Source organism: Anianabacter salinae (assembly GCF_019061145.1).
GTDB lineage: Bacteria > Pseudomonadota > Alphaproteobacteria > Rhodobacterales > Rhodobacteraceae > Anianibacter > Anianibacter salinarum.
This window is the reverse complement of the sequence record NZ_JAHQZS010000009.1, coordinates 1-21,633: the sequence shown is the minus strand read 5'-3', so window position 1 is coordinate 21,633 and position 21,633 is coordinate 1. Positions and strand designations below refer to the sequence as shown.

Annotated in this window: 21 protein-coding genes; 13 read left to right on the top strand and 8 right to left on the bottom strand. The window is 63.9% G+C overall.

Features of this window, described 5'->3' with window-relative positions:
* Positions 1-47 precede the first annotated feature (47 nt).
* Genes crtA through bchO form a run of 4 tightly spaced genes read left to right on the top strand, consistent with a single transcriptional unit; the run spans position 48 to position 4,294 of the window.
* Positions 48-761, top strand: coding sequence for a spheroidene monooxygenase (crtA, locus tag KTJ87_RS17270; protein WP_267140402.1), 714 nt, complete (start codon positions 48-50; stop codon positions 759-761).
* The gene (gene bchI / locus KTJ87_RS17265; RefSeq protein WP_267140401.1) at positions 758-1,762 is read left to right on the top strand and encodes a magnesium chelatase ATPase subunit I; all 1,005 of its coding nucleotides are present in this window, start codon (positions 758-760) and stop codon (positions 1,760-1,762) included. Before crtA ends, bchI begins: the two co-directional genes overlap by 4 nt.
* A gap of 8 nt (positions 1,763-1,770) precedes the next feature.
* Complete coding sequence (locus KTJ87_RS17260) at positions 1,771-3,429, top strand: magnesium chelatase subunit D (protein WP_267140450.1); 1,659 nt, start codon at positions 1,771-1,773, stop codon at positions 3,427-3,429.
* 1 nt (position 3,430) lies between these two features.
* Positions 3,431-4,294, top strand: a complete 864-nt coding sequence (gene bchO / locus KTJ87_RS17255) for an alpha/beta fold hydrolase BchO (protein WP_267140400.1) — start codon at positions 3,431-3,433, stop codon at positions 4,292-4,294.
* An 86-nt stretch (positions 4,295-4,380) separates the two neighbouring features.
* Here the strand turns inward: bchO and KTJ87_RS17250 are convergent, their stop codons facing one another.
* Positions 4,381-5,472: a ParB/RepB/Spo0J family partition protein gene (locus tag KTJ87_RS17250; RefSeq protein ID WP_267140399.1), complete on the bottom strand. Its 1,092-nt coding sequence runs from the start codon at positions 5,470-5,472 to the stop codon at positions 4,381-4,383.
* Complete coding sequence (locus KTJ87_RS17245) at positions 5,469-6,767, bottom strand: AAA family ATPase (protein ID WP_267140398.1); 1,299 nt, start codon at positions 6,765-6,767, stop codon at positions 5,469-5,471. The genes KTJ87_RS17250 and KTJ87_RS17245 overlap by 4 nt, the downstream gene beginning before the upstream one ends.
* A gap of 503 nt (positions 6,768-7,270) precedes the next feature.
* On the opposite strand from KTJ87_RS17245, the gene KTJ87_RS17240 reads away from it, so the two are divergent.
* Positions 7,271-7,951 carry a hypothetical protein gene (locus KTJ87_RS17240; RefSeq protein WP_267140397.1) on the top strand — a complete coding sequence of 227 codons (681 nt, stop codon included), beginning with the start codon at positions 7,271-7,273 and terminating at the stop codon, positions 7,949-7,951.
* A 79-nt stretch (positions 7,952-8,030) separates the two neighbouring features.
* Positions 8,031-9,938: a polysaccharide biosynthesis protein gene (locus KTJ87_RS17235; protein ID WP_267140396.1), complete on the top strand. Its 1,908-nt coding sequence runs from the start codon at positions 8,031-8,033 to the stop codon at positions 9,936-9,938.
* 47 nt (positions 9,939-9,985) lie between these two features.
* On the opposite strand, the gene KTJ87_RS17230 is transcribed toward KTJ87_RS17235, so the two are convergent.
* The gene (locus KTJ87_RS17230) at positions 9,986-11,077 is read right to left on the bottom strand and encodes a response regulator (RefSeq protein ID WP_267140395.1); all 1,092 of its coding nucleotides are present in this window, start codon (positions 11,075-11,077) and stop codon (positions 9,986-9,988) included.
* A gap of 83 nt (positions 11,078-11,160) precedes the next feature.
* On the bottom strand, positions 11,161-11,589 hold the full coding sequence (locus KTJ87_RS17225; protein ID WP_267140394.1) for a hypothetical protein: 429 nt from the start codon (positions 11,587-11,589) through the stop codon (positions 11,161-11,163).
* 199 nt (positions 11,590-11,788) lie between these two features.
* On the opposite strand from KTJ87_RS17225, the gene KTJ87_RS17220 reads away from it, so the two are divergent.
* From KTJ87_RS17220 to KTJ87_RS17190, 7 genes are all read left to right on the top strand, one after another.
* On the top strand, positions 11,789-12,820 hold the full coding sequence (locus KTJ87_RS17220) for a hypothetical protein (protein WP_267140393.1): 1,032 nt from the start codon (positions 11,789-11,791) through the stop codon (positions 12,818-12,820).
* Between the two features lie 469 nt (positions 12,821-13,289).
* Complete coding sequence (gene dctP / locus KTJ87_RS17215) at positions 13,290-14,333, top strand: TRAP transporter substrate-binding protein DctP (RefSeq protein WP_267140392.1); 1,044 nt, start codon at positions 13,290-13,292, stop codon at positions 14,331-14,333.
* 67 nt (positions 14,334-14,400) lie between these two features.
* A complete protein-coding gene (locus KTJ87_RS17210; protein WP_267140391.1) occupies positions 14,401-15,012 on the top strand; it encodes a TRAP transporter small permease subunit in 612 nt (203 codons plus the stop codon).
* Between the two features lies 1 nt (position 15,013).
* Entirely contained in the window at positions 15,014-16,336 is a 1,323-nt protein-coding gene (locus tag KTJ87_RS17205; RefSeq protein ID WP_267140390.1) for a TRAP transporter large permease, read from the top strand.
* A 22-nt stretch (positions 16,337-16,358) separates the two neighbouring features.
* Complete coding sequence (locus tag KTJ87_RS17200; protein WP_267140389.1) at positions 16,359-16,844, top strand: GlcG/HbpS family heme-binding protein; 486 nt, start codon at positions 16,359-16,361, stop codon at positions 16,842-16,844.
* A gap of 458 nt (positions 16,845-17,302) precedes the next feature.
* Positions 17,303-17,647, top strand: a complete 345-nt coding sequence (locus tag KTJ87_RS17195; RefSeq protein ID WP_267140388.1) for a molybdopterin-dependent oxidoreductase — start codon at positions 17,303-17,305, stop codon at positions 17,645-17,647.
* Positions 17,644-19,011 carry a sensor histidine kinase gene (locus tag KTJ87_RS17190; protein ID WP_267140387.1) on the top strand — a complete coding sequence of 456 codons (1,368 nt, stop codon included), beginning with the start codon at positions 17,644-17,646 and terminating at the stop codon, positions 19,009-19,011. The genes KTJ87_RS17195 and KTJ87_RS17190 overlap by 4 nt, the downstream gene beginning before the upstream one ends.
* Before the next feature lie 22 nt (positions 19,012-19,033).
* Here KTJ87_RS17190 and KTJ87_RS17185 read toward each other — a convergent pair whose 3' ends face one another.
* From KTJ87_RS17185 to KTJ87_RS17170, 4 genes are all read right to left on the bottom strand, one after another.
* A complete protein-coding gene (locus KTJ87_RS17185; RefSeq protein WP_267140386.1) occupies positions 19,034-19,609 on the bottom strand; it encodes a hypothetical protein in 576 nt (191 codons plus the stop codon).
* 18 nt (positions 19,610-19,627) lie between these two features.
* Complete coding sequence (locus tag KTJ87_RS17180) at positions 19,628-20,425, bottom strand: hypothetical protein (protein WP_267140385.1); 798 nt, start codon at positions 20,423-20,425, stop codon at positions 19,628-19,630.
* Between the two features lie 16 nt (positions 20,426-20,441).
* Positions 20,442-20,567, bottom strand: a complete 126-nt coding sequence (locus KTJ87_RS17175; RefSeq protein ID WP_267140384.1) for a hypothetical protein — start codon at positions 20,565-20,567, stop codon at positions 20,442-20,444.
* A gap of 34 nt (positions 20,568-20,601) precedes the next feature.
* Positions 20,602-21,633, bottom strand: a 1,032-nt coding sequence (locus tag KTJ87_RS17170; protein WP_267140383.1) for a hypothetical protein, incomplete at its 5' end; no start/stop codon positions are given.

The following is a 21,633-nucleotide window of genomic DNA, read 5'->3' as shown; positions in this document are numbered from 1 at the left end:
CCCGAAACGTCATGTCAGACTAGGTTGACAGTTTTGGAGACTCGCGGGTGCAGATCGCCACACTCAGCCTGTATCGCTTTTCGCGATTCGCCACCCGTGCCTGGGTTCTCGGGCAGATGGGGGCCGCGCGCCTGTCCCTGCGGGGACAAGCCGGGCTTGGCACGTTCAAGCTGTGCGGTACGGGCACCGGCGAGGGGTTCACCCCGGTGCCGAACTTCTCGGTCTGGGGCATCCTTGCGACGTGGGACAGCACAGAGGCCGCAACCCGCGCCACGAAGACCGCAGCACCCTTCTCCCGCTGGGCGGCGCAATCGACGGAATGCTGGACGGTGATCCTGTCTGCCCTGTCCGCGCGCGGCCGCTGGGCCGGAACAGAGCCGTTTTCCCCCGGCGATGACCCCGGCGGCGGCCCGCTTGCCGTGCTGACCCGCGCCACCCTGCGGCCAAGCGCGATCCCCAGGTTCTGGGGCGCCGAGCCGCCGATTTCCGGCGCCATCGGCAGCAACCCGGACGTGCTGTTCAAGATCGGCGTCGGCGAGGTGCCCTGGGTCCAGCAGGCGACGTTCTCGATCTGGCCCGACGCCGCGTCGATGACGCGTTTCGCCCATGCAGACGGCCCGCACGCCCGCGCCATCCGGCAGGTGCGCGACGGCGGCTGGTTCCGCGAAGAGCTGTATGCGCGGTTCCGTGTTGTCGGCACCCACGGCGCGTGGTCCGATGCCCCTGCCCTGTTCAAATCCGCGCGCCCGGAGGCCGCATGACACAACCCTTCCCCTTCTCGGCCATCGTCGGCCAGGACGAGATGAAACGCGCCATGGTGCTGACCGCCATCGACCCGCGCATCGGCGGCGTTCTGGTGTTCGGCGATCGCGGCACCGGCAAGTCGACCGCTGTGCGGGCCTTGGCCGCGCTGTTGCCTCCCATAGAGCAGGTGGAAGGCTGCCCGGTGAACTCGGCCCGGGTCGAGGATTGCCCCGATTGGGCTGAAACAGGGTCGAAAAAGATCGTCACGCGCCCTACCCCCGTGGTCGATCTGCCGCTTGGCGTGACCGAGGATCGCGTCGTCGGCGCGCTCGACATCGAACGCGCCCTGACCCGCGGGGAAAAGGCGTTCGAGCCGGGGCTTCTGGCCCGTGCCAACCGCGGATACCTCTATATCGACGAGGTGAACCTGCTGGAGGATCACATCGTCGATCTGCTGCTCGACGTCGCCCAGTCGGGTGAGAACGTGGTGGAACGCGAAGGCCTGTCGATCCGCCACCCGGCGCGTTTCGTGCTCGTCGGATCCGGCAACCCCGAAGAAGGCGAATTGCGCCCGCAGCTGCTGGACCGCTTCGGCCTGTCGGTCGAGGTGAAATCCCCCACCGACATGGAGGAACGGATCGAAGTGATCCGCCGCCGCGACGCCTATGAACGCGAGCCTGAGGCATTCCTCAAGACATGGCGCGGCAAGGACACCAAGTTGCGCAAGCAGATCCTTGCGGCGCGCGGCGTCCTGCCTGACGTGGTCGCCCCCGATACCGCCCTTCGTGACTGCGCCGAGCTGTGCGTCGCGCTGGGGTCAGACGGGTTGCGGGGCGAGTTGACGCTGCTCAAGGCGGCCCGTGCCCACGCGGCCTTCCTTGGAGAATTACGGATCGATCGTTCCCATATTCGCGCCGTCGCAGCCTCGGCTCTGCGTCACCGGCTTCGCCGTGATCCGCTGGACGATGCCGGATCGACCACCCGCGTGGCCCGCGTCGTGGACGAGGTTCTCGCCTGACCGCCGGGCTGGAGACATGGGCCCGCGCCCGGCTGGCTCTGGCGCTGCTGTGCGTCGATCCCGTGGGGCTGACGGGCCTTTGGTTGCGCGCCCGCTCCGGCCCAGTGCGCGATACCTTCCTCGAAGGTTTGGGTGCGCTTCCCCTGCCCCGCCGGAAACTGCATCCCGGCATCGGCGATGACGCGCTGTTCGGCGGCGTCGATCTAGCCGCGACCCTGTCCGCCGGGGACATTCGGCGCACGCGCGGATTGCTGGATACACCCTCGGCACTGATCCTGACCATGGCCGAACGCGCCACGCCTGCGCTTGGCGCCCGGTTGGCACAGGCGCTGGACGGCGGCACGCATTGCCTTGTCGCGCTGGACGAATCGGCGGACGAGGACGAAGGTCTGCCTTCGGCGTTGACCGACCGGCTGGGCCTGTTCGTCGCGCTGGATAACGTGGCCATCGGTGATACCGAGATCGAGACCGAGTGGGATATCGAGGTGGCGCGCGCCCGCCTGAGTCGCATCATCATCCCGGCGGATGCCATCGCCGCGCTGACCACGACCGCGGCCTCCCTTGGCATCGACAGCCTGCGCGCTCCGCGCCTCGCCCTCGCGGCCGCCCGCGCCCATTCTGCGCTCTGGGGCCGGGACATCGTGAGCGACGAGGATCTGTCGATGGCCGCGACACTGGTCTACGGGCACCGCGCCACCATTGTCCCCGCGGGGACACCCGAGGAAGATGAGCCGCCGCCGCCCGAACCGGACCGACCCGACGACAGCGTCGAGGAAGAGACGCAGCAACAGGACGGCATCCCCGACGAGTTGCTGATCGAGGCCGCGCGCGCCGCGTTGCCGCCCGAATTGCTGGCCCGACTTGCTGCGGGGCGCGCGACGCGCATGTCGAAGACGTCGAGCGGAACCGGCGCCGCGCAGAAGGGCAACCGTCGCGGTCGCCCCCTTCCCTCTCGCCCCGGCAAGCTGGACGGACAATCGCGCATCGACCTGATCGCCACACTTCGCGCCGCCGCGCCCTGGCAAACGGTGCGCCAGGCGATGTCCCCGCGGGGACAGGGGCTGCATATCCGCCCATCCGACATCCGCGTGAAGCGGTACGAGAGCAAGTCCGACCGCTTGCTGATCTTCACCGTCGATGCGTCTGGCTCTGCAGCAATGGCGCGTCTGGCCGAGGCAAAAGGCGCCGTCGAGTTGCTGCTGGCGCAGGCCTATTCCCGCCGGGACCATGTTGCGCTGATCTCGTTCCGGGGCACGGGGGCGGAATTGCTGCTGCCACCTACCCGCAGCCTTGTGCAGACCAAGCGTCGCCTTGCGGGCCTGCCCGGCGGGGGCGGCACGCCGCTTGCCTCTGGCCTCCAGGTGGCGCTCGAACTTGCCATGCAGGCACGGGCGCGGGGCATGACGCCCACCGTTGCGGTGTTGACCGACGGTCGCGCCAATGTCGGCCTCGATGGTCAGCCGGGGCGCGCGCAGGCGGCCGAGGATGCCAGCCGGCTCGCGCGGTCCCTCCGGGGACAAGGTATCGCCGGGCTGCTGATCGACACCGGCAATCGCCCTGCGCCCACGCTCGGCCAGTTGGCCGCCGAGATGGACGCGATCTATCTGCCGCTGCCGCGCGCGGATGCGGACCGTCTGTCGCGCGCCGTCGGCGCGGCGCTGGACTGACATGCGCTGGCCCGAGGATCTTGCCGGATGGCCGCACGCCGATGCCTCCCGGCGCATCGCCTGCCGACCGCATCGCTGGCATGTGCAGGTGATGGGCGACGGCCCGGTGTGCCTGCTGCTGCACGGCGCAGGCGGCGCGACGCAAAGCTGGCGTCGCCTGATGCCGCTTCTGGCGCCGCACATGACCTGCATCGCGCCCGATCTGCCGGGACAGGGCTTCACCCAGCTTGGCACGCGCTGGCGCTGCGGGCTCGATGCGATGGCCGAGGATCTGGCCGCGCTGCTGGCGCAGGAAGGCTGGGCGCCGGACCTGATCGTCGGACACTCGGCGGGCGGTGCGGTTGCCTTGCGGCTGGCCGAGATCCTGCCAACTGCCCCCAAGGCGATCGTCGGGATCAACGCCGCGCTTGGGTCGTTCAAGGGCATCTCGGGCGTGCTGTTCCCGGTGATGGCGAAGATGCTGGCGTTGAACCCGTTGGTGCCGACGCTGTTCTCGCGGTTTTCCGGCGGCGAGGCGCGGGTGCGCGATCTGCTGGAAAGCACCGGATCGGTGGTCGATGCCGAGATGCTTCAGCTGTATACGAGGCTGGTGCAGGACCGAGCGCATGTCGACGGCACGCTTCAGATGATGGCGCAGTGGAAGCTGGACAGCCTGCTGTCCCGCCTGCCGCAGATCAAGGTGCCGACGCTGTTCCTTGTCGGCGAAAAAGACGGCACTGTCCCCGCGGGGACATCCCGCGACGCGGCGGCGCGGATGGCACATGCGCGCGTTGAAAGCCTTGGCGAGCTTGGGCATCTGGTGCACGAAGAAGCGTGCGAGGCAGTGGCGAAGGCTATCCTGACCTTCGCCGCAACTCACCCCTAAGACGGCAATGTCCCCGCAGGGACATCCGCCAACGAAAAGGGCCTGACCGCAGCGATCAGACCCTGTTTCATCTCAACTCTGTCTGTTCAGTCGTCGAGCGCCTTGAAGAACGCCGTCACCGCAGCCTCCAGCCGCGCGCGATCAACGGCCGTGAAATCCCGGTCCAGCCGCAATTCGACACGCCCATCCGCCGCCGTGCATTTCGCCTGACCCTCGGGTCGGCTGACGCGAAAGGTGGTCTTGGCAGAGGTCCGCGCTTCGGGCTTCGGCGTCTTTAGCGCGACCGGCTTGCGGTCGGCGTAGTCTCGCAAAATCGCAAGCTCTCGCTCGGCGCTCCGGTCCGGCTCTGCGTCCAAGGCACGGGTCAGCGAGTGCGACAAGGCGCGGTTGCCCTCCATCGCCTTGACGAGGTCAGTGCCAAGCGCGCGCGGCAAAGCCTCGGGGTGTTTGAGGTGCGGGCCGATGGCGCCGATCAGCACGGCGAAGGTGCGAATGTGAGACCGTTTCTGCCGTGATGCGGACTTGTACAGCACCTCGACCGCCTCGTGTACGTTCTCCATGACCTGGCGATTGTCCTTGAGATAGGACCACGCCAACTGCGCCATTTCCGCGAAAGAGATGTCGCGCCGCACGAGGTTCTCGTCGACCATCCGGCGATAGAGCGACTGCATCGTCTCGCCGCGTGCCACCAGACCGGCAGGGATCGTCGCATAAATCTCGTCGCCGGTTTCGGCATGAAGCTCTCGGTAGGCGGCGAGACGGCGATAGCCCTGGATCAGCTCGAACCCCCCTTCCGCTTCTTCCACCCGGATCGGGTTGGACAGGCCCACGGCCTTGATCGACGCCTTGAGATCATCAAGCTCGGGGTCGCGCGCATCACTCCGGTCACGCGTCAGCTTGGAGGCGCGCACGGCGTCCAGCGGGATGCGGTCGACGATCAGGCCCAGCTTCTTCAGCCGGACAAACTCATGCGCAAGCTGGTCGTTCTCCTCGCGGATCGCAGCCTCGGCGGCATGCCGGTCGCTTAGCGCCTCTGCGGTTTCCGAGATGGCCGAGGCCATCGGGCCGCGCCGCGCGCCGGGGCCGGATGGGGCAGGGGGCTCGGGCACGCCTGCCGGAGCTTCTGCCACCGGGTCTTCGGGAAAATCGATGTCGAACACACGACGCTTGCCGCTCATGCCACGTCCTCCAGCTTGTCCCAGGCGACCAGCGCGTGGGTCTTGAATTCATCATAGGCCTTGTCGAACGATCCCCGCGCCCGCCGCCACGTCTCGCGCGTCATCTCGCGGTAGTCGATCTCGTAGATCGAGGACAGGAACCGCCCCGACTGTTCGACCGCGCGGGTCATCTCGATCGGGTTGTCCGTCACCCTGTCGCCGAACACCTTTTGAAAGGCTGCATACATCGCGCGGTGCAGATCGTTGTTCGGCTCGTACCGTGTCAGCAGAAAGCGGACGTCCTGGAATGTCTTGGGCACCTTTGTCCCCGCGGGGACATTGCCGATGCGCCCCAGATCCTCGAGCGCCTCGGCCAGCTGACCGATGAAGGAGGTGGTCGAATCGTATTCCCAATAGCCGGGGCCGGACGGGATATAGAGCATGTCCGCCGCGAAGACCGCGTTCATCGATTGGTAGCCGATGGCGGGCGGGCAATCGAAGATCACCAGATCATAGGCATCGGGCGGGATCGCATCGAGATAGCGCGACACGGCGGCGAAGAACGACCATTCGGGATTGAGGTAGCGATACTGCGCGCTGGCGAATTCGACGAAGGCCGCGTTGGCACAGCTTGGAATGATGTCGATGGTCGGCCAGCTGGTCGGCTTGAGGAAGTCCGACACCCGCAGATCGGCCAGCCCCATCTCGGTGATCGACGACGGCAGCTTGCGCTGGGGCAGGGCGCTGCCCGATTCGGCACCGCGCGCGCTGGCATTCATACGCTCCGTCTCGCGGATCAGGTCACGCGCCATGATGCCCCAGACGGTGTATTCCTCGGACACGTCCGCCAGCCCCATGGAATGCGACAGCGTCGCCTGCGGATCGAAGTCCACCGCCAGCACCCGGTAGCCATCAAGCGCGGCGGCATGGGCGAAGTGCAGCGCGACCGTCGACTTGCCCGCGCCGCCCTTAAAATTGGCGATGGCAGAGCGGAAGGCGCGCTTGTTCGCGGGGCGCTTCGGCATCAGCGACTGCCGATTGACCTTGAGCCTGCGGCGCAGCTCGTTGATCTCGTCCAGCGAATACCAGCGCTGGCGACCGTCCTCTTCCACCAGCCCCTGCGGCAGCGACGGGTCGGACGCAAGCCGCCCGCGCAATGTGGACTGGTTCACCTGAAAGATCAGCTCCGCCACTTCCCAGCTGGAAAACCGACGCAGCGTCTTCTCCATCTCGGGGGAATAGGTCTGCTGCCGGATCCATCCCTGCATCTTGAGCGACTGCTGCTGCATCGCCGCAAGGTCCTCGTGGGTATACATGCTGCCCCTTTCGAAAATCTGACGTCCCCGAAGGGACGCTAATTCTTGTCTGTTTTTCATTTACGCCGGATTTGCAGAAAACGCAAAAGCGAATATCCTCGAAACGTTGAGGCTGTGTCCCCGCAGGGACATCAAGAAACAAGGGTGCCAACCGATTCGCGGGCAAGCGCGGCCAAAGGGTCACCGACCTGCGCACGGCGACCAGATATAGGGTGACATCCTGGCACCCGCCGCCACAGATTGGGGGACATTTCTGACATATTAGGGGACACACAGATCGTCACCCAATACCATTGATACCGATTCAATACTCTCGGATTTGATTTTCAGATCGCCCTGGCAGGCTCCACCCTTGACAGAATCGAATTACCGGACGCTAATTGGCAGCGTCCGGGAAAGAGCGCTTGGAATGACCTCTTTCCCGGATCAAAGACAACGGGACACCAGATCCTGACCAGAGGCAGCGACCGTAACAACGGCGCAGGAACACGAGGGGCAGCACCATGCATGCCATTTCACCGGTCGGCAAAGGCGCCGCCGCGAAGAAGTATGATCTGATCACCGCGCTTGGCGCCTATGCCTTGTCTCGCGGCAAGTCCGAACAACGTCTCGTCCTGCGTCTGACCACTCTCGTCACGGCGCGCTACAACTGGCAGCGCGACCAGCTTGCCGTCGGCCAGCGCGAGATTGCCCGGCTGTGGTCCTGCGACGAACGGACCGTCAAACGCGAGATGGCCAAGCTGCGCGCCATGGGCTGGCTGCGCGTCCACCGGCAAGGCGCACGGGGCAGGGTGACGGAATACGGGCTGGCGATCGACAGCATCCTGGCCCAGACCTCCGGCGACTGGTCGAGGGTCGGTCCCGATTTCGAACAACGGCTGTCTGCGCCCGAGGCCACCGACAATGTCGTGCCCTTGCGCGGCGGTCCGTTGGTGACGGCGCCGAAGGTGACGGACGGCGACGACTGGTCGCTCGTTCAGGGCATCCTTCACGGACAGGATCCGGCGACCTTTGCGTCCTGGCTGCACGCGCTGAAACTAGAGTACAGGGCAGGGGGCCGCCTGACCCTGCGCGCGCCCAGCCGGTTTCATGCAGCCTACGTCGAGACTCACCTCAAGGGTCTGGTGCTGGCCGCCTTTTCGTCAGTCGACCCTGCCGTGTCGCAAGTCAGCATCATCGCCTGAGCAGACGCTCGCGCACAGGCTTCTTCGGCGATGCCGTCTCTGGTAAGCTTCGGTGACGTCGAGTAAGGCATGGACGGTGATGAACGGTAGCCCCCTCTTGAAGTCGCTAGGAGACCTGCCCCGCGCAACCAAGCGCTGGATCATTTTTTCCAGCGACCTGATCCTTATCGTCCTGTGCCTGTACGGCGCTTTCGCCCTGCGTTTCGGGGTCTACTATCCGTTTCCGCGGTTCATCCCAGAGGCGTGGGTCCTGCTGGTCCTCGTACCGCTCGCCGGTATTCCGGTGATGCACTGGCTGCGCCTGAGCCACATAAGGCTTCATGCAATGGAGCCGTCCGCGCTGATTAACATCGCGGCCGCTGGGGGTCTGATCTCCGCGATGGCAATGATATTCAGCTACTACCTGCAAATTCCGTCACCACGATCGGTCCCAATCATTTTTGCGACCCTGTTCTTCATGTCCGCCACGCTGATTCGCCTCGGCGCCGTTTGGGTCATTGCGTTTATCGGGAAGAGCAGACAGGAACGGACCCCAGTCCTGATCTACGGTGCAGGTGCCGCTGGGATGCAGCTTGCCTCGTCGCTGATGCGGTCGCGAGAGGTTCGGCCTGTCGCCTTCGTCGATGGCAATCCCAGCCTCAGGGGGCTTCTGGTCGGCGGTCTGACCGTTCATCCAACGTCCCGCATCGGCCAGTTGGTCGCCGAGCATGGGGTGCGCGTCATTCTCATTGCGATTCCGTCGCTGAACGCTGCGCGCCGCGCCGCAATCGTGCAGGAGCTGTCGCGTCACAACGTAGAGGTGAAGGTTCTGCCGTCCTATATCGACCTGATGTCGGGCAAGGGGCTGGTGGAATCGCTGCGAACCGTCACGCCTGACGATCTCCTGGGCCGCGACGGCGTTGTCCTCAACCAGCCCGAAATCGCCAAGGCCTATGCTGGCCGCGTGGTGATGGTGACCGGGGCAGGGGGGGCCATCGGGTCGGAACTGTGCCGCCAGCTTCTTGCCTGCAATCCGTCCAAGATCGTTCTGTTCGAACAGGGCGAATACGCGCTCTACGCCATCGACGCCGAGCTTCGAAAGCCCGCGGCGGACACCGGGGCTGTCGTGGTCACGCGGCTTGGGTCGATCACCAACAAGGCCCGCGTCACCTCTGTCTTGCGCGATGAGGGTGTCGAGATCGTGCTTCATGCGGCTGCGTACAAGCATGTCCCCATCGTCGAGGACAACGAGTTGGAAGGCTCGCGCAACAACGTTCTCGGCACGCAGGTCGTGGCCGAGGCCGCGCGCGAGGCACGGGTCGAACGCTTTATCCTGATCTCGACCGACAAGGCGGTGCGTCCGACGAACATCATGGGCGCGACCAAGCGGATGGCCGAACTCGTGGTGCAGGACATCCAGACGCGGTCTCCTGTGACGAAATACGCGATGGTGCGTTTCGGGAATGTGCTTGGCTCGTCGGGATCGGTGCTGCCGCTGTTCCAGCGCCAGATTGCGGCTGGCGGGCCGGTGACGGTCACGCATCCCGACGTCACTCGTTTCTTCATGACGATCCCCGAAGCCGCGCGCCTCGTCCTGCTGGCTGGCGCTTATGCTCATGGCGGCGACGTCTTCGTCCTCGACATGGGCGAGCCGCGCCGGATCATGGATATCGCGCGTAAGATGATCGAGCTGTCGGGATGTACCGTGAAGGAATCCGGCGCCGAGGATGGTGACATCGAGATCGTCGTGACGGGCCTTCGCCCAGGCGAAAAGCTGTACGAGGAACTGCTGATCGACGACGACAGCCTTGTTGCGACACCGCATGCCAAGATTCTGCGGGCTGCCGAGAAGAGCCTGTCGCAGATCGAGGTTGCGGCGATGCTCAAGGAGCTGGAGCGTGCGATCACGGACGGCGATTCAGAGCGCTTGAGGAGCCTCATCGAGAGCCGCGTCGATGGCTATCGCCGACCGTCCGAGGCGCTGCTGACTGACAGCAAGGGGGCTTGAGCCTTCCCGGCAGGTCAGGATCGCCCGCAACCGGCTCGCCTGCTTCTTCACACCGGTTCCCGGCTTGCCGGGCCTTGTGCCGGACCGATGGACGCAAGGCCGGTGAGGATCAGTGCGATCAGGTCGGCCTGCCTGTGGGTTCCGGTCTTGTCGAACAGGTTGCGCAGATGAAACGCCACGGTGGTAGCCGAGATTGCCATGTCCTGCGCGATCTCGTCGGCTCTGCGTCCACCTGTCAGGGCGCGGGCGACTTCGGCCTCCGTCGGCGTCAATCCGAACAGGTCGGATAACACAGCGTTGGACACCTCTGGACGGCGCGTAGGGTCAGAGATGAAGACAACGGCCAGATGCTCAGGTGAGGCAGCGTCAGTCGACTGGGGAAGCGAACAGATGGTCAGAAGAAGATTGTAAGAGTTCGACCGCCTCGGGACGGAATGGCTGGCGAGATAGTCCTCTCCGCGCGCGGCGGCGGCGCACGCGGTGTCCACCAGCGCCTTCAACCGGGTGTTTGAAACCTGCGTGCCTGCGCGTAGTGCACTGCCGATGACAACCCCGTCTTCGGCGTCGTGCATTTTCCTGGCGGCCCGGTTCGCGAACCTTACGCCAGCGCCTGATACGACCACGACACCAAAGGACAACATGTCAAGAATGCCCTCGATTCCGTGGCGCCGCGCTGCGATGGGGCCATTCAGGGCGTGGCGAAGCGAAGCGACATCCTGCGCGACCTTGGCCGCCATCCGCTCTACCTGCCCAAGACGGGCCTCGATGGTGGCAAGCAGCAGGTCATAGTCGATCGGTTTGACCAGATAGTCATCTGCCCCCGCCAGTTTTCCGGCGATCACCGCCTCGCGTTCCCCAAGAGCCGTCAGAAAGATCAGGGGCACGTCCGCCAGTTCACGACGTTGCCTGCGAACCGCGTCCAGAAACCCGAACCCGTCCATCTGCGGCATCGAGATATCGCACAAGACAAGATCCGGGCGCAGTGTATCCAGGATCGCAAGCGCCTCGCCTCCGTCGGATGCCCCGATGGCCTCGAAGCCCGCGGCGGTAAGTTCTTCGACAAGATCCTGCCGCAGGTGCTGCTCGTCCTCGACGCACAGGATGACCTTCCTGATGCCATTGGGGGATGTCTTCGGCATTGGCTGCCTTCCTCAAGGGCCGGCTGAAGACCCGGTCAGGGCGCAGCAGAACGCTCGCTTACGGAACGTAGGCCACCACGACCTTAGCACCCGGTGACATCGAGTTGAACAGAGGCATCGCCGTCGGCCTTCTCGCCGTTGGAATACACGGCCGCCGCCATGTCGGCGGTGATCGAGCCAGCCGAAAACTCGACCCCGGCCGGGCCTCCGCCCCCTCGCAAGAGCCAGGCCGAACGATCATCGTTCACCGAGGCCTCTTGCGCGGCTTCGGGGTCAGCCCCGGAATAGATCGTGAACTGGCTTGGCGCAAAAGACGTGGCGAACAAGACCAGAAAAAGATGCGCGCCGTCGGGGCCGGTGCCCGGAATCGACATTCTCAACTGGTTCGCGCCATTCCGCCCCATCAGCATGCAGTCGCCGCCAAAGCTGTATTCAGCACCATCCACGATGACGGTTGCCTGTGCATTCTCCGAAAAATCGACAGAGGTTTGCGCCCATGCCGGAAGGGACATGGCTGCAACGAGCGCGGATATTGCCACCACTCCAGTGAAAACAGATCTTCCCATCCGGCCTCTCCCTCGTAGCATCGGTCGAGACAGTTTCTATTCGAACTTGCGCCGTTTCTCCCCCTGCAAACGAACGGGGACGATCCCGCCCCGCGCCCATAGAGTGCCTGGCAGACTGCACGCAGCCAAATCGGAGGTGCGATCCATGTGGGATTTCTCGGTCGGACGCGCCTTCGGGCTGATGCTCAAGACGTTGCCATTCGTGCTGTTGCGCGTGGCGGTCTATTTCGGGGCGGCGTTGGCCTATGTGCTTGCTACCGGGGTCGGCGCAGGCATCGGCTGGGGCATCGGCGGCTTCGGTGACGAAGGGTTCCGGGCCAGCACGACCATGTGGGGCGGCATTGCCGGTTTCGGCCTGACTGCCGCTGTCATGTACCTGCTGCGCGAATACATCCTCTACATCGTAAAGGCGGGCCATATCGCCGTGCTCATCAAGCTTCTCGACGGTGAGAAGATGCCCGAAGGACGCTCTCAGATCACCTATGCCCGTGAGGTCGTGACAGGCCGCTTCGCACAGGCCAGCGTGCTTTTCGGGGTCGACCAACTGGTCAAGGGTGTGCTGCGCGCCATCACCGGTCTGGTTCGCGGCCTTGTCACCATGCTGCCCATACCGGGCGCACGGCAAGCGGTCTCGGTTCTTCAGGCATTCCTGCGCATCGCCGTCGGGTTCATCGACGAGGTCATCCTTGCCTATGCGATCCGCACAAAATCCGACAACGCCTGGGCATCGGCACAGACCGCGCTGATCCTTTACGCCCAGAACTACAAGCCGATGCTCAAGAATGCCGCCTGGCTGGCGTTGATCGTCTATGGCCTGTCCTTCGTGGTGTTCCTGGTCTTTCTCGCGCCAGCCGCGCTGGCCGTTCACCTCATTCCCGGCGCCTGGTCGGCGGGGGGCATGGTCTTTGCGCTTCTGTTTGCCTGGGCGGTCAAGGCGGCCTTGCTCGAGCCTTTCGCGATCGCCTGCATGATGGACGTCTACCTGCGCACCATCGAGGGACAGGCCCCCGATCCGGCGTGGGAGGCCAAGCTTGAGAACCTGTCGCGCAAGTTCCGGACCCTCAAGGAAAAGGCGCAAAGCTATCAACCGCCCCGCGCCGAGCCAGAAACGCCGGGCGCGACGGCATCCGATGACGGCACCATCCTGAAGTCTCCGCCGACCGGTCGGTCTGCCTGACGCCTGCCTTCTTGTCCAAGGCCGCCGCGACACGGTGAACTGGCGTGGACCATTTCGAGCACGCGCATTTGGTGCAGTGGTCGGGCCAGCCGCGTGCAACAGCAGCGATGGTGAGCGTGTGCGGCCCGGCGCAAGCTCGTAGTCCGGCGCGTCGTTGCGCGTGAGCACCCTGCCGACCATGAACTTCCCAAGTTGTGAGCACCACGCCGGGCCCGGCGCGGCTGCGTCCCTCGCCCTTTTGCCCATGATGATTGATGGAGGACTGGACCTGCCATCGGCCTTCACGCCCGTGCTTGTGCGCATCGCACTGATATTTCGCGTTCTTCTGACGCCGAAGCCGAGCACAGCCCTGGCGACGCCCCCAAAAAATCGGTGGAAGCCGCCGCGCAGAAGTTTAATCTATATTAATGCCAATTTTGTGATAACATCGATTATATTGCCGCCGATTTGAGAATGGGAGAATCTCGACATGAACAAGCACCTCGCGCCCTTGGTTGCCCTTGCGCTGGCAGGACTGCAGATCGCAAGCCCGGCCTCGGCCGCCGAAATCGAAGGGCCCGCCGTTTTCTGGAAGATCTCGATGTATGGCAACCCACGGGCCTTGACCTCCGGCATGGAGGCGCTGGCGGAAAAGGCTGCCGAAGCCACGGACGGCAAGTTCCAGATCAAGATTTTCTATGCCGATCAATTGGGTAACTCGCGCGAGAACCTCGACGGGCTCAAGCTGAATGCCTTCGAGGGCGCGGGCATCTGCAATTTCTACCATCCCGGCAAGAACCCCGCCTGGATGGTCTTCTCGCTGCCGTTCCTGCCGATCGGTGACCCGGAAGTTCACAAGTACGTCTTCAAGAAGATGTTCGATCATCCCGCCATCGTCGCGGACATGGCGAAGTGGAACGCGATCCCATACGCGTCCGGCCTGCTGCCACAATACGAGATCATGGGCACTGGTCCTGCCCCCACCACTCTGGACGGATGGAAGGGTAAAAGGGTCCGTGCCGGCGGCGGTCTTGGCGATGCGATGGAAACCATCGGCGCGATAAACCAGACGCTGTCTGCCGCCGAAACACTGACCGCGTTCCAGAACGGCACCGTTGATGCCGCCGCCTTTCCCATGACCTACGCCCATGTCGCGTTCAAGATCAATGAAGAGGCCGAATGGTACACGTCCAACATGGCGCCCGGCACGTCGGAATGCGGTTGGGTGCTCAACAAGACTGCGTTCGAGGCATTGCCGACCGCGTATCAGGATTTCCTGATGGATAACCGCGATCTGGTCCTGGACACCCAACAGGCTGCCTACGCCGCCCAGGACGAAGGCAACCTCAAGCTGTTCGAAAGCACGATGGAAAAGATCACCTATTCCGACGAACAGATCGCGGAGTTCCGCGAAGTTGCTGGCCGCCCCGTCTGGGACAAGTGGATCGAAGACAACAAGGACACCTTCGACAGCCAGGCGGTCTTTGACGCGATCTTTGTTTACGCCGAAGAGGCGCAAGCGGCGACCAACTAGGCGCGACTGCCCCGCAGGGACAAATCCCTGCGGGGCTTCCTTCGATCCCAACACCGGATATCTCGCAATGAAAAGCGACGCACGCAGCGGCCCGATCAGTCGCTGGGACAGAACATTGATACCCGTTGAGGATGCAGCGAATTTTGTCGCGGCGTTCTTCATCTTTGCGCTGATGGTGCTTGGCATTGCCCAGATCGTGCTGCGCACCGTCTTCAACGCGCCGCTGTCCGGCTACATCGATCTGGTCGAGCTTTCGATGGCGGGTATGGCGTTCTTGGGGGCGGCCTATACGCAACGCATGGGTGCGCATATCCGCATGGAATTGCTGCTGGGCAATCTGAAGGGCCGACCGCTCTGGGCCGCTGAAGTGGTCGGCACCTTGCTGTCCATGTTCGTAGTGGGGGTGCTGATTTACTACAGCTTCGAGCATTTCCAACGGTCCTACGAGTTGGGCGATACCACCATCGACGCCGAATATCCGGTCTGGCCGTCGAAACTGGTGGTGCCGGTCGCCTTTTCCATCTGGTTCATCCGGCTGGGCATCCAGCTTGCCGGGTCGATCCGACTGCTTTTCAACCCGTCGCTCGCCCCTGAAGGCGTGATCCTGATAAAGGACGCCGCCGATCAGGCTCGTGATGAGGCCATCAGCGCCGACGCCACCGACGACGGAGGCAGATGACATGCTGATCGGGATCGGATTCTCGAACCCGCTTCTGGTGGGCCTGATCGGGATAGGGCTGCTGCTTGTGCTAGTCGTCATCGGCGTGAGGGTGGTCTTTGCCGTAGGGCTGATCGGCCTTCTGGGCCTGGTGGAACTGCTGGGTTGGGGCCCTGCGGCAGGGATCGTCGGCATCGTGCCGCACGCCAAGTCGTCCACCTATGCGCTCAGCGTGCTGCCGATGTTCATCTTTATCGGCTTTGTCGCATTTCACGCGGGCATGACCGAACAGCTGTTCGATGCGGCGCGCAAGTGGCTGGGATGGTTGCCCGGAGGTCTTGCTGTATCCACGGTGTTCGCAACTGCGGGTTTCGCAGCTGTGTCGGGTGCCTCTACCGCCACCTCGGCAGTATTTGCCCGCGTCGCGATCCCCGAGATGCTGAAATACGGGTATGACCGCAAACTTGCCGCAGGGGTTGTTGCTGCCGGTGGTACGCTGGCGACGCTGATCCCTCCTTCGGCCATCCTGGTGATCTACGCCATCATTGTCGAAGAGTCCGTAGGCCGCCTGTTGCTTGCGGGCTTCCTGCCCGGCCTTGTCTCGGCCATCATCTATGCGGGCATCATCATATGCTGGGCCAAGTTTCGACCCCACGAAGCCCCCGCAATCAAGGGGTTCACCTGGACCGAGCGGATGGTGTCCCTGCCGCCGCTGTTCCCGATCTTCTGTGTCGTGGTCATCATCATTTCCGCTGTCTATCAGGGCTGGGCGACCCCGACCGAGGCGGGCGCGCTGGGGGCCGGTGTGGTGTTTCTTGTTGCGATCCTCCGCGGCACTCCTTTGCGCGCCATTCGCGGATCGTTGATGGAAACCGCGAAACTGACGGTAATGATCTTCTCGCTGATCTGGGGTGTGACGATATTTGTCCGCTTCCTTGGCTTCTCCGGCGTGGCCGACGCCTTTACGGCCTGGATCGTGGCACTTGATGTCCCGCCGTTGATGATAATGATCTGCATCCTGCTGGCTTATGCCGTGCTGGGCATGTTCATGGATGCGATCGGCATGCTGCTGCTGACCCTGCCGGTCGTCTATCCGGCGGTCATGGCACTGGGCTACGATTCAATCTGGTTCGGGATCATCGTCGTGAAGATGGCCGAAATCTGTCTGGTCACACCGCCCATCGGTCTCAACTGTTTTGTGGTCAACGCGGTCAGGCCGGACATACCCTTGTCCGATGTGTTCCGGGGCATCGCGATCTTCTTCGTGGCTGACGTCATCACGATCATCGTCCTGCTGATGTTTCCCGAGATCGTCACCTGGCTGCCGGACCTGATGCGCGGATGACGTTTATTGTTGGAGCGACCGAATGAAACTTAAGACCACACTCAGCCTCGAGCTTGCGGCGGCCATCCTCGACAAGGCTCTGGAGCTTGGGCGCGCCGAAGGCATGAAACCCCTGACGGTCGTGGTGTTGGATGCGGGCGGGCGCATGGTCGCAATGAAATCCGAGGACGGCTCTGGCCTCGTGCGCTTCAGCATCGCCTTCGGCAAGGCATGGGGATCGCTCGGCATGGGCATGCCCAGCCGTCAGGCGCGGGATTACCTGTCGGCGCGCCCGGTGTTCCAGACATCGATCGCCGTCGCCTCCGAAGGCCGGTTCGTGCCGGTGCCGGGCGGCACGCTGATCCAGGATGCCGAGGGCTTTGTCGTGGGCGCCGTCGGCATCAGCGGTGATGCCAGCGAAAAGGACGAGTATTGCGGCGTGTTGGCGATCAAACATGTCGGCCTGACGCCGAACCCGCCAGAGGTTGACCCGAACTGGCGCAATGCCTCGATGTCGGACAAGCACTGACAGGTTCGAGGCCGCGACATCTTTCTTGACCGCGCGCAAGGAGCGCCGCCTAAAGCGCGATCTGTCCTTGCCTGCCGTTTCGATCTTGGCGGCTCTGACGGCCAGGTCCTCGTGTCCATCGGATTGACCAACTGGAAGCGGGGGGCGGACGTAGACAGGGCCGCCCTTGTCTGGTTTCCTGATGGGCATTCTGCAAGGACACCGGGGCAAGGTCGATGCCGGACAACATGCTTGCCGGAACTGATCCATATGACGGGGGCACTGGAGCAGCGCCGCGGGGACGATGGGCGTTGGCGAGACTTGGCGCCGCGTGCGCCCTGGCCCTGCTGTGCCCGGATCTGTCTGCTGCCCAATCCCGCGAAGACGCGCTTGAGCCTCCGACCGGTGAAGTCGTTCTTGCCCTTCGCGGAAACATCTCGCGGACCAACCGGGAGGGCAGGGCCGTCTTCGACGAGGCCATGCTCGCCGCGCTTCCCGCGACAGTTCTCGAGACGACGACCGTGGTCACCGATGGTGTGAAGCGGTTCGACGGGTTCCTGATGCGCGATCTGCTGGATCACGTCGGTGCCGTGGGCGAGACGGTGACGGCGACCGCGCTCAACGACTACGTCATCGACATCCCGATGGAGGATTTCGAGCGGTTCGATGTGCTTGTCGCCACCCACATGGATGGCCAGCGGTTGTTGCCCAGCGACAAGGGGCCGCTCTGGATCGTCTATCCGCGCGACGATCATGCCGAGCTGCAGGATATTCGCTACGACTATCGCTGGGTCTGGCAACTGATCGAGCTGGATGTGAAATGACCCGGCGGCGCGACCTTGCGGCCTATGCCGTGGCAGGGACCGCCATCGTCGCATTCGCCATCCTTCTTGCCTTCGCTGTCCTGAGGCTGGCCGAGACCGAAGCCGAAATGCGTGAGAACGAGGGCGACAACATGCTCTGGGTGATTTCCCGCGCCCAGTCTGCCGTCCTGCTTCTGGATTCCGCGGTTGCCCGGCAGGCAGGCATTCCAGAGGTCACGGCGGATGTCGAACGCCGCTACAACGTCGTGCACAGCCGATTGACGCTGCTGTCGGAGGGGCCGCAGCTGCGCTACATCCAGTCGCTTGGCCTGGCGGATGACATAGACGCCGCCGCGCGCGCCACACGGGCGCTGGAGCCGCAGATCCTCGGCCTGTCCTTCGGCGCCACCGAAACCGCAGCGTCGATCCATGAAACGCTTGCGCCGCTGATCGCGGCCCTCGGGGTTGCGGGCAACCGGTCCATGGTCCGGCAGTGGGAGGCAACCGGCGCGCGGGTGGACCGGCAGCGTCTTGCCATCAACCAGGTCATCATATCCATCGTGGCGATCATCGCCTTGGGCGCCTTTCTGTCGTTCACCTTGCTGCGCGCGATGGTCGAGCGTCAGAGGGTGCGGAACGTCCTGTCCCGTGAACGCGAAACCGCTGAGCTCTATCGTGGCTTCATGGCGCTGATCTCGCACCAGTTCCGAACGCCTCTTGCGGTGATCGATTCAGCGATGCAGCGCGTGCTGCGCAGTGGCGGCAAGATGCCCCGTGACGCGATCGAGGAAAGGGCCAGGCAGGTCCGAGCGGAAATCAGGGGTTTGACCGGCCTGCTCGATGCCACGCTTGATGTCGTCCGGCTTGAGGCGGGCAATGTCACCGCCGCGCCCGCGGATTGCGAGATCGACGACCTTCTGAAGCGTGTGAAACAGCGTCAGTTGACGGAGACGCCCGCCCGGACGCTGAACATCAGGATCGGCGACGAGGTGCCCGCGTCGTTCACGACCGATCCGGTTCTGGCCGAGCAGATCCTGACCAATCTCATCTCGAACGCGGTCAAGTACTCGCCCGAAACCGAGCCCATATCGCTGACCGTCAAGGCCGAGAGCAGGCAGATCCGTTTCGCGGTCGAGGATCGCGGGATCGGGGTGCCGGACGACGAACAGGACAAGCTGTTCAGCCGTTTCTTTCGCGCCAGCACGGCGCAGGGCATGCCGGGCACGGGCGTGGGGCTGTCGACGTCCTATCAGCTTGCGCGGCTTCTTGGCGGCGATCTGGAGTTCGTCAGTCGTTCCGGCATCGGGTCGGTCTTTACCCTGAAGCTTCCCGCTGAATGGGCAGAACCGCATGTGGCGCCAAGCGCCGAGCGGTCCTTTGCGTAAGGCCGGTGAGGCTGCGCCTCGATCAGTTGTCGACCCCTGACAACTCAAGCCTCTGGTTCATCGTCATGCCATCGACGGACCATGACGATTGCCCCCCGTACAGCCACCCTTGCCGCCCGGCGAACAGGCGGATCGTGAATTCGAATTGTCGACCCTCCTGAGAGGTTGCGATCCCCGTTCCGCTAAGCCGGAGAAGCGAGTTGATGTCACACCCTTCGAGCAGGCTCATGTCTTCGCTGTTGGGCATCTCGAGGATGTCGGAGTCGGACCATGTCCAATCCGGTTCATCCGCTGCAACCGGCAGCAGGTCGATGGGTTGGGTGTCATCGGCGTAAAGCACCAGCACGCCGTCGATCATCGCAAGGGTTGCGCGGTACTCCTGGACATTCGGCATCGGAATTTCGACCCCGCCAGAGGACAAGGCCCCCGGCCCGGTCATCACCATGTAATCGCCGACGAGATCCTCCAGCGAGGGTTGGTATTCGCAAAATACCATGGCATCCGCATCTTGCGCCGCAACGGGGATCGGCAGGCAGGGCGCAGCGAGGATCAGGCTGGACGCGATCGCCTTGCAGACAGTCTGAAGTCGGCCCTCCATTGGCCATCTCCTTCGCGGTTATCGGCTCATGGTCACAGGCGCCTTCGCGATGGCGCGCGTGCCGCCCTGGTTGACCTCGAAGATCAGCATTCCGGTGCCGGACTCGGGGCTTTGGAACTTGACCAGCAGGGTCATCGTCATCTCGCCAGAGCTTGGAGTGACAGCGCAGCCGAAGTCCTGGGCCACGAACAGAGGCCCTGCCAACTCGACGTTTTCCAAAGCGTCGATCATGTTCTGAGCGCGGCCGCCTCCCATCAGGTCGGCGATCTCCTGTTTGTCCTTGCCCGTCAGGCAGACCGCTGTCGACTTGATCGCCGACTGCGTCAATTCATTGGATACGCCCGGCAGAAACAGCGCGAGGACCGTCGTACCGGTTTCGACGAAGCCCGGCGATTCAAGCGAATAGGTGTTCGTCCCAACCATCAGCGGCAGGGCGTACCAGTCGCAGTCCGTCCCGATGTTCAACAGGTTCTCCTTGTCCGCCGCGCTCACCATCTCCTGGATTTGCGGCACCAGCGACTCGTGGGTCGGGAACATGATCAACTGCTCGTTCGGCCCGTTTCCGGTCAACTGCGAGGTACCGGTTTCGGGATCGTAGGCCATCGTCAGGCGCAAGGGCGCGTGCGGAGGCAAGGGCAGGGCCCCCATGACCGGAACGATCATCACGCCGGGCCCCTGTTGAACCGACCATGTGCCATCAAGCCCTACCAGCAGGTCGCGGGGTGCTGTGGGGCAGGTTTCCCGGCTCGACTGGGCGTTGGCCTGCGCTGCGGCGAGGATTAACCAGAGGACGAAGAGAAAGGGCTTCCAAAGCATTTTGGGGACCTCGCTGTTATTCCATAACCACATCGGACTTAAGGTCGATGCCGAGTGTGTCGTTTGGTGTGCTAGGGTCGACCGCAAGCACAGGCAGGGCGGCGAAGACAAGCCCGGCAACAGCGAAGGTCAGCTTGCGCATGGAAACGCACTCCCTTGTGGCCCCTTGTGCGGTCTCATCCGCCGACGGCCACGATAGAGCGCCCCAGGACGCTCTGGCTGCTCAGATCGAGGAACCGCACCTCGTATTGGCCAGCTTCATCGGGCAGGGTGATTTCCGTTTCGGTTTCCGTGCCGACCGGGTGGGCCAAAATCCACGTAAAGTCGGGCGCGTCTGCACGGGCCAGGGCAACGCGCCGGTCGGCGTCGTCCGGCGCTATGGTCCACGAGACGGTGATCGTTTCGCCGGGCGCTGCGGCCTCTGGTGCACTCAGCCCTGCGCCATCGTCGAGAGGCGCATCTGCGGCCACAACTTCCAACGGCACGGCGGCAATGATCCGGCGGCCTTCGTCCAGCCTGTAGCGTACTTCGTAAAGGCCCGGCTCTGACGGTGCCGTCAGCGTGGTTTCACTGTTGGTGCGGGCGGGAGAATAGCTAAGCTCTTCGTCGGCGTCCGCGCCCGCCGGGGCGATTAGCACCAGATCGCGAGGGTTGACGGACGGCTGCCAGGACACCTGAACCTCGGCCCCGGCGCGAACCAGCGCAGGCGCCGTCAACGTGACCTCGGCGGGTATCACCTCGAACGGCGCTGCTGCCAGAATGACCCGCCCCGCGTCCTGCCGATAGCGCACCTCATAGAGCCCGGGCTGGGCAGGCGCGGTCAATTCGCCCTCGGTATTCGTGCGGACGGGAACGTAGCTTTCCCTCGCCTCGTCGTCCGAGCCAGCCGGAGCGATCAGCACGATATCGCGCGTGTTCAGCGCCTCGCTCCAGGTAACATCGAACACGGTTCCGGCGACCACTTGGGCGGGCGCTGTCACGCTGACTTCGGCGGCGACCACTTCGACAGAGGTAGACGCCAGAATGACCCGCCCTTCATCCTGCCTGTATCGCACTTCGTACAGCCCGGGCTGGGCAGGCGCGGTCAACTCGCCCTCGGTATTCGTGCGGACAGGAACGTAGCTTTCCCTGGCCTCGTCGTCCGAGCCAGCCGGAGCGATCAGCACGATATCGCGCGTGTTCAGCGCCTCGCTCCAGGTAACATCGAA

Bases quoted from the DNA above. Each gene is read 5' to 3' on its own strand.
- bchI (WP_267140401.1), top strand. From the start codon at position 758: ATGACACAACCCTTCCCCTTCTCGGCCATCGTCGGCCAGGACGAGATG.
- bchO (WP_267140400.1), top strand. From the start codon at position 3,431: ATGCGCTGGCCCGAGGATCTTGCCGGATGGCCGCACGCCGATGCCTCC.
- KTJ87_RS17250 (WP_267140399.1), bottom strand. From the start codon at position 5,472: ATGAGCGGCAAGCGTCGTGTGTTCGACATCGATTTTCCCGAAGACCCG.
- KTJ87_RS17245 (WP_267140398.1), bottom strand. From the start codon at position 6,767: ATGTATACCCACGAGGACCTTGCGGCGATGCAGCAGCAGTCGCTCAAG.
- KTJ87_RS17240 (WP_267140397.1), top strand. From the start codon at position 7,271: ATGCATGCCATTTCACCGGTCGGCAAAGGCGCCGCCGCGAAGAAGTAT.
- KTJ87_RS17235 (WP_267140396.1), top strand. From the start codon at position 8,031: ATGAACGGTAGCCCCCTCTTGAAGTCGCTAGGAGACCTGCCCCGCGCA.
- KTJ87_RS17230 (WP_267140395.1), bottom strand. From the start codon at position 11,077: ATGCCGAAGACATCCCCCAATGGCATCAGGAAGGTCATCCTGTGCGTC.
- KTJ87_RS17225 (WP_267140394.1), bottom strand. From the start codon at position 11,589: ATGTCCCTTCCGGCATGGGCGCAAACCTCTGTCGATTTTTCGGAGAAT.
- KTJ87_RS17220 (WP_267140393.1), top strand. From the start codon at position 11,789: ATGTGGGATTTCTCGGTCGGACGCGCCTTCGGGCTGATGCTCAAGACG.
- dctP (WP_267140392.1), top strand. From the start codon at position 13,290: ATGAACAAGCACCTCGCGCCCTTGGTTGCCCTTGCGCTGGCAGGACTG.
- KTJ87_RS17210 (WP_267140391.1), top strand. From the start codon at position 14,401: ATGAAAAGCGACGCACGCAGCGGCCCGATCAGTCGCTGGGACAGAACA.
- KTJ87_RS17205 (WP_267140390.1), top strand. From the start codon at position 15,014: ATGCTGATCGGGATCGGATTCTCGAACCCGCTTCTGGTGGGCCTGATC.
- KTJ87_RS17200 (WP_267140389.1), top strand. From the start codon at position 16,359: ATGAAACTTAAGACCACACTCAGCCTCGAGCTTGCGGCGGCCATCCTC.
- KTJ87_RS17195 (WP_267140388.1), top strand. From the start codon at position 17,303: ATGCTCGCCGCGCTTCCCGCGACAGTTCTCGAGACGACGACCGTGGTC.
- KTJ87_RS17190 (WP_267140387.1), top strand. From the start codon at position 17,644: ATGACCCGGCGGCGCGACCTTGCGGCCTATGCCGTGGCAGGGACCGCC.
- KTJ87_RS17185 (WP_267140386.1), bottom strand. From the start codon at position 19,609: ATGGAGGGCCGACTTCAGACTGTCTGCAAGGCGATCGCGTCCAGCCTG.
- KTJ87_RS17180 (WP_267140385.1), bottom strand. From the start codon at position 20,425: ATGCTTTGGAAGCCCTTTCTCTTCGTCCTCTGGTTAATCCTCGCCGCA.
- KTJ87_RS17175 (WP_267140384.1), bottom strand. From the start codon at position 20,567: ATGCGCAAGCTGACCTTCGCTGTTGCCGGGCTTGTCTTCGCCGCCCTG.